Below are 16,091 nucleotides of genomic sequence, written 5' to 3' on the forward strand. Positions count from 1 at the left end.
CTGCCTGCCCGGTAGGTAGGCGGGAATCCACTTCCTTAATTTAATAAATTATATAGCATTTACTCATTTCTGGCAATCAGGCGGAAAATTTATCCCTGAAAAAATTATCCAAATCAGCTATTTTAACTCTCGCCTGTTCCATAGTATCGCGGTCGCGCACCGTTACGTCGCCTTTTTCCAAACTGTCAAAATCAACGGTTAAGCAATAAGGCGTGCCGATTTCATCCTGCCGGCGGTAGCGCTTGCCGATATTGCCGTGATCGTCAAATTCGCACATGTAATTAATTTTTAAATTTTTATAAATCTCTTTGGCTTTTTTAACCAGTTCCGGCTTATTTTTTAAAAGCGGGAAGATGGCGATTTTAATTGGCGCCAAATGCTTAGGAAATTTCATAACCACTCTAATTTCGCCTTTAACTTCTTCTTCAGAGTAGGCAAAATCAAGGAACATCAAAAGTAGCCGATTGAGTCCGACTGATGTTTCCATAATATGCGGAATAAATTTCTCGCCGGTTTTTTCATCGGTATAATTGAGTGGAACGCCGGAAAATTTTGCATGCTGGCTCAAATCCCAATTGCCTCTGGCGTGGATTCCTTCAACCTCGTCAAATCCGCCGAATATTTTAAAATCGTACACAATATCGTAAGCCTCGGAAGCGTAATGAGCCAGTTTTTCGTGTTTAAACCATTTTATTTTATCCGCCGGAATGCCATTGGCTAAATACCACTGCCATCTTAAATCTTTCCACATTTCGTATTTCTCTTTCATCATGCTGGGATGGAGAAAATATTGCATTTCCATTTGCTCAAATTCCCGCGTCCGAAAAATAAATTGCCGCGCTACAATTTCGTTTCGGAAAGCCTTGCCAACTTGGGCGATGCCGAACGGCAGTTTTTTATGGAGTGAATCGACCGTATTTTTATATTCCAAATATATGCCGCCACAAGTTTCCGGCCTTAGATACACAACATTTTCTTCTTTTAGCTCTTCGGTCGGAGAACCGATGTTTGATTTCACCATCAGCGAAAATATTTTCGCGTCGGTTAATTTATCCGAACCGCAATTAGGGCATTTTAACTTCTTCTTCTCCCGAAGTTCGGTCAAATGCTTATTAATTTCTTCTAAAGTGGCTTTATCCGCTTCAATCCCGTAATTTTTCAGCAAATGATCCGCCCTAAATCTGTTTTTGCAATCTTTGCAGTCAATTTGAGGATCATTAAAACCGCCCACGTGCCCGGAAGCCACCCAGGTTGTCGGATGCATAAAAATCGCGCTATCAAGGCCGACAACATCATCCCGCGTTTGAATCATGCTTTTCCACCACGAATCACGGATATTATTTTTTAACAGCGTTCCATAATGGCCATAATCATAAATCGCCGCCAAGCCGCCGTAAATTTCCGAAGACGGATACACAAACCCCCGCCGCTTGCATAAAGAAGCGATTTTTTCCAATGTTGTGTTATCCTTTTTATTTGCCATATTATTAACTCCCTGTCATTGCGAGGAGCGAATTAAGCGAAGCGTAATGAGCGACGCGGCAATCTCCGGTTCAATGGCATATACGTTGATTTTTACCAGAGATTGCTTCGCCATGAGTACATGGCTCGCAATGACAAATATTATTTGTTATTAGCTAAACTATAGCTTAATTTATTATATCATTTTTTTATATCTTAAGTCTATTTTAAAAGCGCCTCTAATTCAGAAGCGCTTTTAAATTTTATTTTTCCTTTTTCTTCTTCGCCGATTTGTCCTTTTTCTCTGGCGCGTCATCAGCCTTTTCTTTCTTCACCTTTTTAGTTTTAGCCTTTTTTTCGCCTTCGTTTTTTTTATCTTCTTTATGTTTACTTTTTACGGCAGGCTGTTCGGCCTCGGCCGAAACGGACAAGCCTAAGCGGTGATCTTTCGGCTCAATGGAAACAATGGTAAAATCCCGTTTTTCTCCCGAGTGAAAAGCCTCGCTGATTTTTTGCCCCGCGGCCAAGCCGATCTGGCTGATATGCGCTAAGCCGTGGATATCCGGGTCCAACTCAACGAACAAGCCGAACGGGTTAACTTTAAGGATAGTGCCGGAAACCACCTGGCCGACTTTATATTTCTTTTCCACGTCATGCCAAGGATCAGTTAAAAGCTTCTTGGCTGATAAAAATATTTTTGAGCCTTCAATGGAAATTATTTCGGCCTTGACTTTGTCCCCGACTTTAAATAAGTCCGACGGATCATCAATGCGCTGCCAAGCCAATTCGGAAATATGAATCAAGCCTTCTAAGTTTTCGCCAAAGCTGACGAAGACTCCGAAGTCGGTTAAGGCCGTAATCGCGCCTTCGACCACGCTGCCGACTTTATATTTGGAAATTATGTCTTTTTGCTTTTCTTGCCAAGCTTCTTTCTCGCTGACAATTAATTTTTCGTCTTTTTCGTCCAAAGTCATAACTTTGACTTCAAAGTCAGTGCCGACGAAAGATTTTAACTTGTCTAAAATTCTGCCTTTATCGCCGCCGTTAACTCGCGGATAATTTTCCGGCGCTAATTGCGACACCGGTAAAAAGCCCTGAATTTGGCCATAGCTTACCAGTAAGCCGCCTTTATTGGCGTCTTGAACTCTGAATTTCAATATGGTTCTATTTTCATAAGCATCAAATAAAGCGCTCCAGGCTTTTTGCTGGCCGGCGCTCCTGAATGACAGCTCTAAATCCCCGTTTTCATTTTCCTCTTCAACGATAGTCGCTTCAACTTCATCGCCCGGCTTTAAATTGGCGTATTCTTCGGCTTCAAAATAAAGCTCGCGGCCGCGCACCACGCCGGTAGCTATGCCGTCAATATCAAGCTTAACCTCGGCTTTTGAAGCGGACAAAACCGTACCCTTGATAATTTCTCCGACTTGAGGAATCTTGGCGTTTTCCGCGTCCAATAATTTTTGAAAATCATCGTTGGAAACGTCAGATTGCCCGTTATTTAACTTAGTTTCTTCCGTCATAAAATAAAAAAATTATCCTAACCTCTCTTCGCAGAGAAGTCCTTTAGCCGCCTTGACTAAAGGCTTAATTATAGGCGTTATTTAATTTGTTTTTATATTATACACTATTAATTTAAAATTGCAAGCATTTCAATTAAACACCAGACTATTTTTTATATCTAATAAATATTTTCTACAAATATTTTTCTCTTCTTTATCTACCAATTCAAAAACCAAGTTATCAATATTTATTTTGCCGCCGGTCTTTTTAATATAATGTTTAATCTCGCATTTTTTTTCACCCGCTTCTTCCATATAAAAACTAATATTTTTCGCGCCGATTGTTTTAAAGCCTTCGGGCAAATCAAAGCCATAGCCCATTAAAACATTGCTGATAAGCAAACCGTCTGCGGTCTCGGCTATAACGTAAGGCGAAACTTGATGGGCGATTTGCGAACTTAGCCAATCAACGCTTTCATCGCGCATTAAAGCGTACCAAATAGCGAAAATGCCGGCGCCGGTCGCTAAAAATAAAATTAAAAATTTTACAGTATAATTTTGCTCGCGCATAATTAAAAAATAACAATATCTATAATCTATTCATATTTTATCTTTTTTACCAATTTTAGGCAAATAAAATATCAATATAATTATAATTTGTATTTTAAAGGCGAGCCTAGAAAAATTTAGGTTTAAATTTGCGGAAAAAAATAATAAAATATAAAAAAGAGCGCTATTACGCGCCCTTTTTTCTAAAAATTATATTAATTGCAACTGGCCGCCGCGCCGCCGGCCGCGGCCGCGGCCGCGCCAAAACCCGCGGCCGGAGCCGCGCTCGATACTTGCTGAGAACATTCCGCCGGAGGAGTATTAAAGGCCGCGCAAATACCGGCTAAATAACTGGCCGAATCTCTGCCGGCGCTAGATTGAACGCCATTAATAACTAAGGTCGGGCTGCCGCCGATATTTTTAGATTGGGCGTTTGCTTCTTCTGCCGCGTATAAATTTACGCTGTCAGTTTTTATGCAAGCGTCTATCGTCGATTTATTGATTCCGTATTTAGTATATAACACGTTTACTAATGGTTCTGAACATTGAGCGTCAGAGCCGCATGATCCGATTCCGGAATCAAGCGCAAAAGCCAAAACATAATCTAATAATTTTGTAGGATATTTTTTCTCAATGCATAATTGTCTTTGAGCTTCAAGTTTTTCGTGCTCTCCATGCATCGCCCCAATCTGTCTTATTTTGAAATCAATTTTACTTCCTAATAATTTTACCGCGGGAATAATTCCTTTTTCAGATTGAGTCCCGTAAGGGCAATAAGTAAATACATATAATTCAACAGAAGGCTTATCGCTTTTTGGTACAACCGTAGGAGCGGCGGCTTGAGTATCGGCGGCCGGAGCGGCGGCTTGCTTCGCCTTTTCCTCGATGAAAGCCGCTATATCAATGCCTGATTGAAAAAATTTCCCCCCGTCTTTGGTCATGTACGAATTATATTTTTGGCCGCTGACATCCAATTCAATATTATAAACATCTCCTTCTAAAACCGCGCTTTTAACCGTAGCCTTGGTATCGGCCGGCAGTAAATTTTCATTAATAAACTTTTCCGCCGCGGCCTTGGCTTCTTCCGGGTTAAGAGTTTTCTTAACATTTTTCGCCGTAGGAATGGCTAAAGAACAGCCGCTAACCAATAAAACCGACAACAAGCTTAATAGTATTAGTTTTTTCATGTTTTTGAGTTATAAATTATTTATCTTAATAGAATAGCAAATAATGTATAAAGTATCAAGTATTATGGTTTCCGGGATACTTAATACTATTTTGTTGGCAACTCAAAGCAAAACCTACTGCCCTTGCCTTCGCCGTCCGACTCGGCCCAGATCTTGCCGTGGTGCGCTTCAATCATCATGCGCGCCACGTACAGACCCAATCCTGTGCCTTCGGTATGGATCAGCGACGTGCCGGTGCCGCGGGAAAATTTCTTAAACAGATTTACCATATCTTCCGGCCTAATGCCCATGCCCGAATCAGCCACGCAAAATTTTATTTTATTTCCCGCCTGTTCAAGCTTAACCGTCACACTGCCCTGCTTAGTGTATTTTATGCCGTTATCAATCAAATTCATGACTACCTGCCTGATTTTTTCCTCGTCAATTTTTAAAAGCGGCAGAGGCTTAGCCGGCGGCTTGTATTGCAAAATCAAATTTTTCTTTTTGGCGTTGCCGGATAATTCCTCTACGACGCTCTCGGCCATCTTGTTTAAATCAACTTCCTGGAAATCAAACTGCAGGCGGCCGGATTCAATGCGGGAGATATTCAGCAGATTTTCCACCAGCTGAATTAACCTTTCGTTGGATAAAAAAACTTTTTCTAAAGATTCGGTTTCCGGCTTGGTTAAGGCGCCGAAATTGCCTTCTAGCATCATGGAAATATAGCCTTTAATCACGGTTAGCGGCGTGCGCAGTTGATGCGAAGCGATGGAAATAAATTCCGATTTGGCCGCGTCAAGCTTTTTTAGCTGGATGTTGGCTTTTCTTAAATCGCGCGTGGCTTTTTCCACTTCTTTTTCCATTTTAACGCTGAAATTTTTGGTTTCTTTGTATAGTAAGGCGTTTTCTAGGGCAATGGCGGTTTGCGCCCCGACCACTTCTAAAACCTTTAAATCTTCTTCATTATACATATCGCCCGACTCTTTAGCGCCTAGAGCGATTAGGCCGATGGTTTTATCTTTAACGTTTAAGGGGGTTAATATCTCAACCCCTAATTTAAGCAGTATGCCTAAAGTTTTATTATTTTTAAATTGCGTTTTTATGTCATCGGTAATAATAGTTCGGTTTCTCTTTATATAAATTTCATTTAATTTTTTATCCTCATCAAATTCTTGCTGTCCGCCCGTGTTAAAGCCGTTATTGTAATTTATGATATATTTCTTGGTTTTCTCACTGTAAGTTAAAATGCCGATGGCTTTGGCATGGAAAGCGCTGGACAAGGTGTCAAAAATATAGCCGTAAATTTTTTCCGCCTCTAAAGTGGAGCGCAGTTTTTCCGATAGCGTGGCGATTACTTCACTGCTATCGTATAACGAAGAGAAAAAATATTTATTGGCCAGGCGGTAAAAACGGTGTCTGATGGACGGATAAACAGAAATTGACCCTATTAACATAAAAAGATTCGCCCAGTCGGAATATTGAGTAAAATATCTGTCAAAAAAATATTTTATGCCAACCGCGGCTAGCAGTATTGAAATTAACGAAGATAAATAAACCGAGTAGCGCCGCATCACCAATTTAATATCCATGAGGCGATGAGCGATAATGGCGTAGGCGGTTAAAATAACGTACAATGATACTAAAATATTTCCAATTGGTAAAATCGGTATATTATACCAAAGAAAAAAATTTGTTGAACCGCCTAAAAAACCTATGCCTGTCCCTAGAAGCAAAAATTTAATTTGCAATCTTTTAGCCCCGATAGAATATTTATAATTAACTATAAACAAAACTACAGAATAAACAACGAAGCTAAAAAACATTAATAAAAATAACCAATACAAACTACCCGCCACAGGCCAAAATTTAAAAGATAATTTTGAAGAAATCCTTTCGACTAATAAGTCGCTAGGTGATATAAAAGCTAAAAATACAACAAATAAATATCCAACATATAACAAAATTCTATTATATAATATTTTATCTGCTTCTAAATAAAACAAAGTAAACCTTAAATAAAATAATGGAATAAAAAGTGAAAAAACTGTTAAAATTTTACACCATAATAATGCGCTTTGAGAATTGTCGGCAACCTGCCATAAAAAATAAGCGACGCTCCAAAAAGCTACGCTAAAACAAAATAAAACAAAACTAATATTTATATTAGATTTCTTTTTGCGTAAAATAATTACGCCTAAAATTAAACTGGTTAAAGCATTTATTAATGCCGAAATAGCGTAAAAACTCATAGTAATAAATAATATAATTATTATACCATATTTATTATTTTTAGATAAGAAAAGAGGGCGGAATTTTATCCGAAGATAATAATCCACCCTCTGTAAGTCTACTCGATCACCGCAATGTTAAAAATACGATGCGGAGTCTGAATAACCCTAATTCCTCTTCCTTTATAAGCCTCGAAGAGAATATTCCTCCATTCTTTATCGGAGCGATATTTCATCTTCGGCCATTGAATTAGGATGTGCAAAAACGGTCGCTCAATAAAGTTATCAGCGATATTGGCCGTAATAATTTTGGCATGGCCATTGATGCCGAAACTCGCGAGTAGAGCCTTAATACGTTTCGGGGTATAGTAGTAATCCCCTAAGCCAATGCATGTAATAATATTAAAGCGCTCTGATTGAACTCCGTTTTGGAAAAGAATATTTGATAGGTATTTTTCAGCTCGACTGGTAGAGACATTCGAACTAATAAATTTAAAACACTTTTCATCGAGTTTAAATATCCCTATCAATTCACGAGCACGTTCACGAGCAAATAATGAATCAGGCTCAACCGATACTACGTGGTATTCAAATTTAGACCCATCGTCAATTGCTCGTCTGATTCCCATCATAGTGGCCTGAAGTTGACCCCCAGCGACCTCTAATATGGAAATCTTTCTCCCCGGATTTTTGGCAGCCAATCTGTTGATGGTCCGTCGATATTCATCGGCTATAATTTCTAGCCGAGATCTGACGTCCTGGGCAATCGGCATACCGACCCAGAAAATTGACCACGTTTTAATTAGCTTGTTGACGATTCTAAAAGGCGTAATTTTATTTTCCCAGTCTTGGGAAAATTTAGCCGGCTTAATCCCAAAACGTTCGAAAGCGTTATAAATAACATCCAACGAACGAGACAGGGCCGAGTATTGACGTATTTCTCTCAGCATCGGCGAACCGATAAAGAGAAATCCATCAAACCAAAAACTTGATGACCGGATGGTGTGACGCGGATCTTTAATTCGCCTGATTTTAGCGATCGCGAGTCCTATTAAACCCTTAACGTATGGCCATAATAGAATTGCACTACCAATGAACAAAAGGCTGATTAAAGAAAGGTTGGAAAAAAATAATCCAATAATCACTGTTGCCAATATCGGCCAACCGACATAAATCAAGCATTCTACCGTCTGATACCTGTTTTTATTTCCTGTCTCCAGAGGGTCATTAAAAACCTCCTGAATAATTATGGCCCCGTTTTTAATGTCAACGAAGCTCGCACTCTCTGTCTTCAAATTTTCGTTGACTAGCAACATGCAATTCACCTCCCTTTAATTAATCGGCCCCTCGCGGAAGAACTTCCGCGGACCTTTAATAAAACCATAAAGCTGGCAGCCGACAAGAACGCCTAAGCTGCGCAAAAACATCAGCGGATACCGTAAAAAGTTTTTGATTATTGTAATTTCCTCTTCCCAAATATCTGCTAACTCTTCAGCTATCTTTAGAATTAAAACGCTTACATAATAGCAGACGATAATTACCAACTCCGCCATCCAGATAATAAAAAGAATTCTCATTACCCACGAAGTCAAAATATAATCTACTAGGCCTATCAAGTTTTCCCACATGTTTCTACCTCCATTTTTTTCAGAATTTTTCCACCGCCGAAAAGGAGGTGGTTTATTTTTTATTAACTTCTGCATCTGCCAACCGGTAAATTCGGTGTGCCGATATATCTTTCCGCTATTTTTTCCTTTATTAGCTTCGGCAACTTTACAAACAGCCACAAAGCACCGCTTGCTACTGCTAAAAATAACAGCCCTAGCCAGACTACAACAACAATAAACCAATAAATTGGATTGCTCTTTTTCATTTTATTCTCCTCTTTTCTTTTTGAAGTTTGTTTATTTATATTTTCACCCTAAGGTGTTTTAACGAGCTTTTTGTTATTACCGACAGCTTAGTTAAAAACTGCCTAGCAAATAACAACTTTTATCTTGATTTTACCAATATTTAATTAAAATCAAATTAAAAAGTGTTATCCTAAATAACACTTTTATAATAAGCAAAAAATAAGATTTTGTCAATAGTTTATCAAAGGTTGGCTAATTTTAGGTAAATTATAATAATTTTACCCTAGCTATGCTATTTTAAATTTATCCACTCCTCTGGCGATGGCAGGCGTAATAAATAAAATTGTTATATTAATTAAACTTTTGATATAATATTGATATATTTGCTTCGCGTTATTCGGTATCATAAGAATAATAATAAATATAATTTAATGGTATTATCAAAGAGAAGAGTAATATTTGAATTTTGGCCTTTTTTTATTTATAAGTTTTTAAAAGGCGCCTGCTTTATCACTAGCATAACTTTCTTTTTGTATTTCAGGGAAAAAGGAATTGATTTCTTTAAAGCTTCTTTCTTGCTTTCAATCCTTTTTTTATTGCCGATTTTTTTTGAAATAATCACCGGGGCAATCGCCGACACATTCGGCCGTAAATTTTCAGTGCTAACCGGCATCGCCGGGGAAATATTGATTCTTTTAGCAATTATTTATACCGCTAATTACTTCTTGCTTATTGGTTTTTTTGTTCTCTGGGGAATCATCACAACTTTCACAACCGGCGCCGACGACGCCTGGGCGATTGAGCTCGCACCAGACGAGTTAAAGGAAGAATATCTTGATAACTTCTACCCGCTATCATCAAGTTTCTATAGCGTTGGTATGATCGTTGCCGGTCTTTTATCGGGCTGGCTCTTGTTTTTTTCTAACAATCAGGCCGTTTGGGTTGCCCGCCTGATTATTATAATAATCACCTTGCTTGTTTTGTCTTTTACAAAAGAAAATTTTAAAAAAGAAAAGGATGGCAGCTCAAAATTTTTTCAACTCAAAGCGAGCCTTAAAAAGGGATATGAATTTTTTATCATCAACGCAAACACTAAAAATATTATTTTGGGAGAATTTTTCGCTACAATTGCCTTGGTTGGAATCGGCAGTGTGGCAATGCAAAAATATCTTTTGGATTCAGGCCTAAAAGAAAGCAACTGGGGCTTGGTTTATTCATTGTCGGCTATCGCGGGTATTTTTATACCTTTATTGGCTATCGGAATGACAAAAAAGTTTTCAAATCAAAAAATTTATCTTATTATCGTTTATGCTTCCCAAATTATTTTATATCTTTCCGCCAGTCTTTTGCTTAATCCCCTGTTTGCCGTTTTATTAATTTTTCTTCATAACAGCCTGGAAGATGCCTTCAACCCGGTTAACTCGGCCTTTTTTCAAAAAGAGATCCCATCGAAAATCAGAGCCACCCTCGGCTCTCTCCGGGCCGCCTCGCTTGGCCTAGCCGCCTTTAGCGGCACAATTCTTGGCGGTTTTTTAACAAATTATAGCAGCGGTCAAGCGTCAATCTTCGGCCTTGCCCTGCTGATTATTCCAGCAATCATTTTCTATGCTAAAATTAAAACACCTGCCTTACAAAATTAATAAAAAATTTGAATAGATATTTGGCTAATTTTAGATATATAATTGCAATTTTATGTTTTTATATCATTAATAAAATTAAATAGTATGGAATAAAATACAAAACCTGGCCGTTCACTTCTTTTCTATCCATTTCACTTTTTGTTACAACCACTCCGTATCCCAGCTTTTTCGCCTTTATATAATCTGCCAAAACCGAAAGTTCTTTAGAGCTGATATTGTTTGAAAATTTAACTTCAACCGGCAAGTATTTATTATTAATATTAATTATAAAATCTATTTCCTTTTCTCCTTGCCGCCAAAAACTCAAGCTATCTATTAATTTATTAGTTTTATATTTTAATTCAAACACGTTATAAACCACATTCTCAATAATTTTTCCAAAAGCCTGCGGAACTTCATCGACGTGATCCGCCCTGAAATGATTAAGAGCGCAGGTAAAGTTAATGCAGGGAGTATATAATTTTTTTAAAATTCTGCCTTGCTTAATCGGACTTTTGTGATATTTATAAAGTACTTCCACGACATAACTGTCTTTCAAATATTCCAAATATTTATTTAAAGTTATAAAAGACACTCCGGCCTCTTGGCCGATATTCTTTAGCTCGAAAATTGAGCCGGCATTATTGATTAATTGGCGCGTAATCAATTTGAATTGGTCGATTTTTTCAATATTAAAAATACGAATGCAGTCCTCCAATACTTTGCCTATCACCGATTCGACGATATATTCGTGCTTTCTTTCCGGACTGGCAATTTGCCTGGTTTCGGGAAATTGGCCGACAGTTATATATTCTCTGCTCAAATCGGCAATTTCCTTGCCGTGGTGGGTGTTATAAATGCTTAATTTTCCGAACTGTTTCGGCAATTCAAACAAATCAAATTTTTCCGCTAAATTAGCTCTACCATAATTAATTTTTGCGAACTCCCTGAATGACATCGGCGGTAGATAAAAATCAAAAATTCTGCCAGCCAGACTTTCCCGATACTTGCCCCTTAATAAAACGCTTTGCGAGCCGGTAACAATAAACTTAATTTTTTTACCGGACAAATCATAGTATTTTTTCAAAACTGATTGCCAATCTTCAATATATTGAATCTCGTCCAATAAAATATAGACCAGTTCATCTAAGGCGAGGCTCGGCCTAGCTATAATATCTCTAAAATAAACAGACAGAACCTCATCAAGAAATTCCGCCTTTTGTATTTGACTGGCATAATCAAATAAAAAATAAAAAATATTTTTTGGTTGAACTTTTTCTTCTATCAGCCGGCCGATTAATTGCTTAACAATCGTACTCTTGCCAACGCGCCGCAAGCCAACGATATTAAGCATTAAAGGGTGCCCCAAATTGTTAATTATAACCTCATAGAGATCTCTTTTCTCCCATTTTGCCTCTTCCGCTTTATACTGATTATTTTCCCACCAGCCATTTTTCAAGGCTAAATCTTGGCTTGTTATCATATATTTATAATTAAAGCGTTATATAACTAAATTACAATTTAACTATACTATACATAAGCTATAATGTCAAGAACTGGCTAATTTTAGTAATTTTATTGCAATTTTATACTTAATATGCTATTTTATTAATATATGGTAAATAAAATAACCAGCAATAAATCATATAAACAACTGGCTGAATATTACGATGAGCTTACCAATTTAAGGGTGTTTACCGTTTATAAATCTATTATCGGTAAAACTAAAGGTTCGCGTATGCTTGATCTGGGCTGTGGCACCGGGAATTTGCTTAAATATTATTCTTCAAAAAATGAAACATACGGCATTGACGGTTCGCCGGAGATGATTAAAATCGCCGAAGCGAAAGATAAAAATACTTATTATTCCGTCGGCGATATAAGGAATTTTAAAAACAATAAAAAATTTGATCTTATTACCTGCACATTTGATGTAATTAACCATCTGCCGACTTTAAAAGATTGGGAGCGACTATTTAAAATGGCGGCTGCCTGTCTTAGCGCTGGCGGCATATTTATTTTTGATTTTAATACGATTGAAGGCTTTAAAAATTATGGCGGACGGACAATTTTTAAAAAAATCGGCCGAGATTACATTCTTATGCGGGTAAAAGCCGAGGGGCAAATTTGCTTTTGGATAATTGACGGCTTTATAAAAAAATCATCGGGATTATTTAAGCATAAAAAATTTATTATTGAGGAACGCTCTTATCCGAATAAATTGATTATAAAAAAAGTAAAAAAATATTTCTCTATCATAAAAATTATAAATCTGGACAACAACCGGATATATATTAAGGCAAAAAAGAGAGTGGCTTAACGGTTAAGCCACTCTTAAATTTCAACTAAATACTCAGCGCCGCCTCCACTCTTGATTGTTGAGTATAAGCGAAATCCTCTGGTGAGTGCAGGGAGCGCAGCTTATCCAGCCGCGAATCATTCCACATTTCAAGAAGATCATCCGTCATAATGTTGCCTAGCTTTAATAATTCCTCGGCTCGTTGCTTGGCGTCCAAATAACAATCCCCTTTGCTGGAAATGGCAAAATTATAAATTCCCAAACTCATGGCGCTAAGAGTTCCGGCCAGCGGGTGATACTCATTATTTCCCAAATGATGCAATTCTGATTTCCAAAAAGGATTTCTCATTTTAACTTTACCTGCGGCCGCCCAGCGCAGACATGTTTGCGCCATATATTTTAAATCCTCGTCGTCAAGCAAAAAATCTTGCATTGTTTCCTTGGCTCGGCCATATGGAGTAACTGCGTTAAGATAAATGGAGGATGCTCCGTATTCACCGGCAAGCTCAGCAATTTCATCTAGCTCGCCGATATTTTTTTTATGGACCGCTGCCGCAACGGTAAAAGCCAAGCCGGCATCATTGAGCAGGCGCAGACGGCGCAAAGTTTTTAAAAATGACCCTTTGCCTCGCAGAAAATCATGAGTTTCCGCCGTTGCTCCATCTAAACTGGTTTGTATACTGATAAGATGCTTTAAAGATTTAAGACCGGAAGCTTGCTGCTCATCGAGATTGTCATAGTCAGTCAACAGAGTTAAGCCAAATTGCATCTCATCGGCGATTTCAAGAATCCGTTGTGTATATGGAAGTGATAATGGCTCTCCGCCGGAGATAACCAACATAAGAACGCCGGCTTCTCGCAATCGTTGTATTATTTTCACCCAATCGTCAAAGATCAGCTCTTTTTGTCTGTTGATGCGACTGTTTGCATTCGTGGCGCAATGACGGCAATATTTCGGGCAATAGTCGGTAATATAAATTGTAACGCTAGATGGCGCCGCTAAGCAATCGGTTCTAAAATTATTTTTACTTTCGTTGAAAATCAAAATACCTGAAGCCTCATTTCGTCGGTCTATCAATCCTTGTTCATCATAAAAAGTGATAAAATCCTGAATTTCTTGATCGCCGATCATCATTCCCTTAACAATTAAATTTTTACGCAATTCACTTATAGTCAAAGGGGTATTGAGAAGACGGAGAATCTCAAAAGCATCTTCATTAAATTGCCAATAACGCCCGCTAAAAGATTGAAAGGCCAAACAGCCAAACCATTCATGACGCAATATAATTCCTTCCTTCAGCGCGTATTTCATTTTACCTCCAATGGATTGATGGTGAGGATTTACGCTATAGCCGTAAATCCTCACCTGAGTTGTGCCACCGGTCAGTTATTTGGACCTGATAGCGGGTTGAATTTCCGATGGTGCCGGGGCCGATACTTCGCCATGGTTAATCATCACGGCAGGCTGAGGCCGTATAACGACCACTTCCTTTGGATTTAGAGTGCGCATCCCCATCCCTCCTTTCTTGAGCATAAATTGTAAGGCATAACAACATCCTTACGCCCTCACCTAAAATAAAATATTCTCAACTTTTAGTATTTAGTATTAAGACATTTTAATGAGCTTTTTATTATCGCTAATAACCTTTTAAGCTATAACGATAACACCTTTAAAATAGTCTGAATTGCCGTGATTGTCAAGAATTGTGTCAGAAGAATGCGGGCGTAAAATTATCTCAACTAAAACGGCTTTTTTTATATAATCATTTTTGTTGTATAATTTAACTATGAACACCTATTTAAAAAAATTCATAGACGTTAAATTCAAAAAACCGGGTAAAGCCCTGGATTTGGGAGCCGGAGATTTTTCCGATATAACAGACTTAAAAAAACTTGGCTGGGAGGGTGAAGGCGTGGATATAAAAACCGGCGTGGATTTGGAGAAACCATATCAATCAAAAAATAAGCCTTTTGATTTAGTATATACGAATTATGTTCTGCAAAAATTAAAAAATAAAGAACAGCTTATTAAAACAGCCTATAGTAATTTAAAAAACAGCGGTTGGTTTTTTATTCATACTTTTGATAAATCAGACCCTAACGGCAAATCCGATATAACCGCTGATTTTTTAGAAAAATTATTAAAAAAACAAGGTTTTAAAAATATCGCCGTTAAAATATTTGATTTTTACGACGATGAAGCCGGACATAAGCATTGGCATAAAATTTTAGAGGCCAAGGCGCGAAAATAAAAACCCGACAAATTAATGCCGGGTTTTATAATTTTAAACACAAACTTTTATAAAATATCGCCTACTCAATATTAAATCTATATCCATTAACTTCTTCCAATAATTTCAAAGTGGCGATTACCGACTGATTATCGGAACGCTTTATAATAAATTTTCTGCCGTACTTTTTTACCAGCGGAGTTAAGAACTCATCGCCCCAGGACGGCGAAAAAGTATTGACCCCGTAAAAATCAGCCTCAACATTTTCTATTTTATCTGCGCTTGGCAAAGAAGGCATAAAAGCGGCTAAAGCTTCTTTGCCTAATTGCCTTGAAGTTAAAGTTGCGCCGAATTTTTTTAGTTGTATTATCATATTATTTATTTTATCAATAACACTTTTAAAACTTAACTAACGCCAAACAACCGTTAACCGGCGTTTTCGCTTCAGCTATGTCTATGCCATGGCTTTTTTTATTTATTCTTAATTCGGCCTGCCCGCTCTTGAATAAAAAATCATATTTGTTTTCCGCAACTATTTTTCTAACAAATTTAAGACCGTTGCCCCGGCTTTCCGGCGCCCGCCCGGATATTATTTCGGTAAAAGCCATTTTTACCGCGTCTTGATCATCTTTTAAATCTGGCCTGACCTTTCTTAAGGTAGTTAAAACTCCCTGGCCTCGATCGGCAATCGCCAATTGCCGGTTATTAAGATTATAGATAAAAAACACCCCCGGAACATCCGGCCAGTTGCCGAGATTGTGGTCATAGGCATTATTGCCGATTTCTCCGACGACGGAAGTAATTAAAGAAAACCTGTCTTGCAGAATGCCGGATTTAATAAGTTCGGTTTCCAGCCTTGACAGCCGCGCCTGAAAAATTGAACTGTTGGGACAGTAAAAATCGGCCAGAGGTTCAACGGCTGTATCGCCGCTTGCCCATTTTAAAGCCAGTTTATAAATATCCAAATTAGGCATCAATTCGGCCAATAAATTTCTGTCATAGTATCTATGCCCGGAGCTTTTAAGGCGAACCGCCGGCAATTTTCCGCTTTTATCCCAGCGGCGAAGCGTATCTAGAGAAACTCCTAATATTTGCGTGGCCTGATTAATTGTTATTAACTCTTTATTTTGCATAATAGTATTATACCTTATTTTTTAAAACTATGCAAATACTGATTTTAAATAAT

15 protein-coding genes are annotated in these 16,091 nt (G+C 38.0%); 3 read left to right on the forward strand and 12 right to left on the reverse strand.

Going from position 1 to position 16,091, the window contains the following annotated elements:
- Positions 1–76: 76 nt before the first annotated feature.
- The 8 genes from WC639_02605 to WC639_02640 all read right to left on the reverse strand — a co-directional run bounded on the left by WC639_02605 (position 77) and on the right by WC639_02640 (position 8,776).
- Entirely contained in the window at positions 77–1,483 is a 1,407-nt protein-coding gene (locus WC639_02605; GenBank protein ID MFA6306668.1) for a glycine--tRNA ligase, read from the reverse strand.
- 241 nt (positions 1,484–1,724) lie between these two features.
- Positions 1,725–2,981 carry a S1 RNA-binding domain-containing protein gene (locus WC639_02610; protein ID MFA6306669.1) on the reverse strand — a complete coding sequence of 419 codons (1,257 nt, stop codon included), beginning with the start codon at positions 2,979–2,981 and terminating at the stop codon, positions 1,725–1,727.
- Positions 2,982–3,110: 129 nt separating this feature from the next.
- Positions 3,111–3,530 carry a hypothetical protein gene (locus WC639_02615; GenBank protein MFA6306670.1) on the reverse strand — a complete coding sequence of 140 codons (420 nt, stop codon included), beginning with the start codon at positions 3,528–3,530 and terminating at the stop codon, positions 3,111–3,113.
- Between the two features lie 194 nt (positions 3,531–3,724).
- Positions 3,725–4,696, reverse strand: coding sequence for a hypothetical protein (locus WC639_02620; GenBank protein MFA6306671.1), 972 nt, complete (start codon positions 4,694–4,696; stop codon positions 3,725–3,727).
- Between the two features lie 86 nt (positions 4,697–4,782).
- Complete coding sequence (locus tag WC639_02625; GenBank protein MFA6306672.1) at positions 4,783–6,924, reverse strand: ATP-binding protein; 2,142 nt, start codon at positions 6,922–6,924, stop codon at positions 4,783–4,785.
- A gap of 98 nt (positions 6,925–7,022) precedes the next feature.
- Entirely contained in the window at positions 7,023–8,219 is a 1,197-nt protein-coding gene (locus tag WC639_02630) for a hypothetical protein (GenBank protein MFA6306673.1), read from the reverse strand.
- 15 nt (positions 8,220–8,234) lie between these two features.
- A complete protein-coding gene (locus tag WC639_02635; protein MFA6306674.1) occupies positions 8,235–8,531 on the reverse strand; it encodes a hypothetical protein in 297 nt (98 codons plus the stop codon).
- A 62-nt stretch (positions 8,532–8,593) separates the two neighbouring features.
- The gene (locus WC639_02640) at positions 8,594–8,776 is read right to left on the reverse strand and encodes a hypothetical protein (protein ID MFA6306675.1); all 183 of its coding nucleotides are present in this window, start codon (positions 8,774–8,776) and stop codon (positions 8,594–8,596) included.
- Positions 8,777–9,187: 411 nt separating this feature from the next.
- Here WC639_02640 and WC639_02645 point away from each other — a divergent pair, with 411 nt between their 5' ends.
- Positions 9,188–10,396, forward strand: a complete 1,209-nt coding sequence (locus WC639_02645) for an MFS transporter (protein ID MFA6306676.1) — start codon at positions 9,188–9,190, stop codon at positions 10,394–10,396.
- 58 nt (positions 10,397–10,454) lie between these two features.
- On the opposite strand, the gene WC639_02650 is transcribed toward WC639_02645, so the two are convergent.
- On the reverse strand, positions 10,455–11,858 hold the full coding sequence (locus tag WC639_02650) for an ATP-binding protein (protein MFA6306677.1): 1,404 nt from the start codon (positions 11,856–11,858) through the stop codon (positions 10,455–10,457).
- A gap of 132 nt (positions 11,859–11,990) precedes the next feature.
- Here WC639_02650 and WC639_02655 point away from each other — a divergent pair, with 132 nt between their 5' ends.
- On the forward strand, positions 11,991–12,695 hold the full coding sequence (locus WC639_02655) for a class I SAM-dependent methyltransferase (protein ID MFA6306678.1): 705 nt from the start codon (positions 11,991–11,993) through the stop codon (positions 12,693–12,695).
- Between the two features lie 25 nt (positions 12,696–12,720).
- Here WC639_02655 and WC639_02660 read toward each other — a convergent pair whose 3' ends face one another.
- A complete protein-coding gene (locus tag WC639_02660; GenBank protein MFA6306679.1) occupies positions 12,721–14,040 on the reverse strand; it encodes a radical SAM protein in 1,320 nt (439 codons plus the stop codon).
- Positions 14,041–14,461: 421 nt separating this feature from the next.
- On the opposite strand from WC639_02660, the gene WC639_02665 reads away from it, so the two are divergent.
- Complete coding sequence (locus tag WC639_02665) at positions 14,462–14,926, forward strand: class I SAM-dependent methyltransferase (GenBank protein MFA6306680.1); 465 nt, start codon at positions 14,462–14,464, stop codon at positions 14,924–14,926.
- 61 nt (positions 14,927–14,987) lie between these two features.
- Here WC639_02665 and WC639_02670 read toward each other — a convergent pair whose 3' ends face one another.
- Both WC639_02670 and WC639_02675 read right to left on the reverse strand, forming a co-directional pair.
- Positions 14,988–15,278 (reverse strand): hypothetical protein, encoded by a 291-nt coding sequence (locus tag WC639_02670; GenBank protein ID MFA6306681.1) that lies wholly within the window; start codon positions 15,276–15,278, stop codon positions 14,988–14,990.
- Between the two features lie 25 nt (positions 15,279–15,303).
- On the reverse strand, positions 15,304–16,038 hold the full coding sequence (locus WC639_02675; protein ID MFA6306682.1) for a helix-turn-helix domain-containing protein: 735 nt from the start codon (positions 16,036–16,038) through the stop codon (positions 15,304–15,306).
- Positions 16,039–16,091 lie beyond the last annotated feature (53 nt).

It is taken from the genome of Patescibacteria group bacterium (assembly GCA_041662965.1).
In the GTDB taxonomy this organism is placed as follows: domain Bacteria; phylum Patescibacteriota; class Patescibacteriia; order Patescibacteriales; family GWC2-42-12; genus JACPHD01.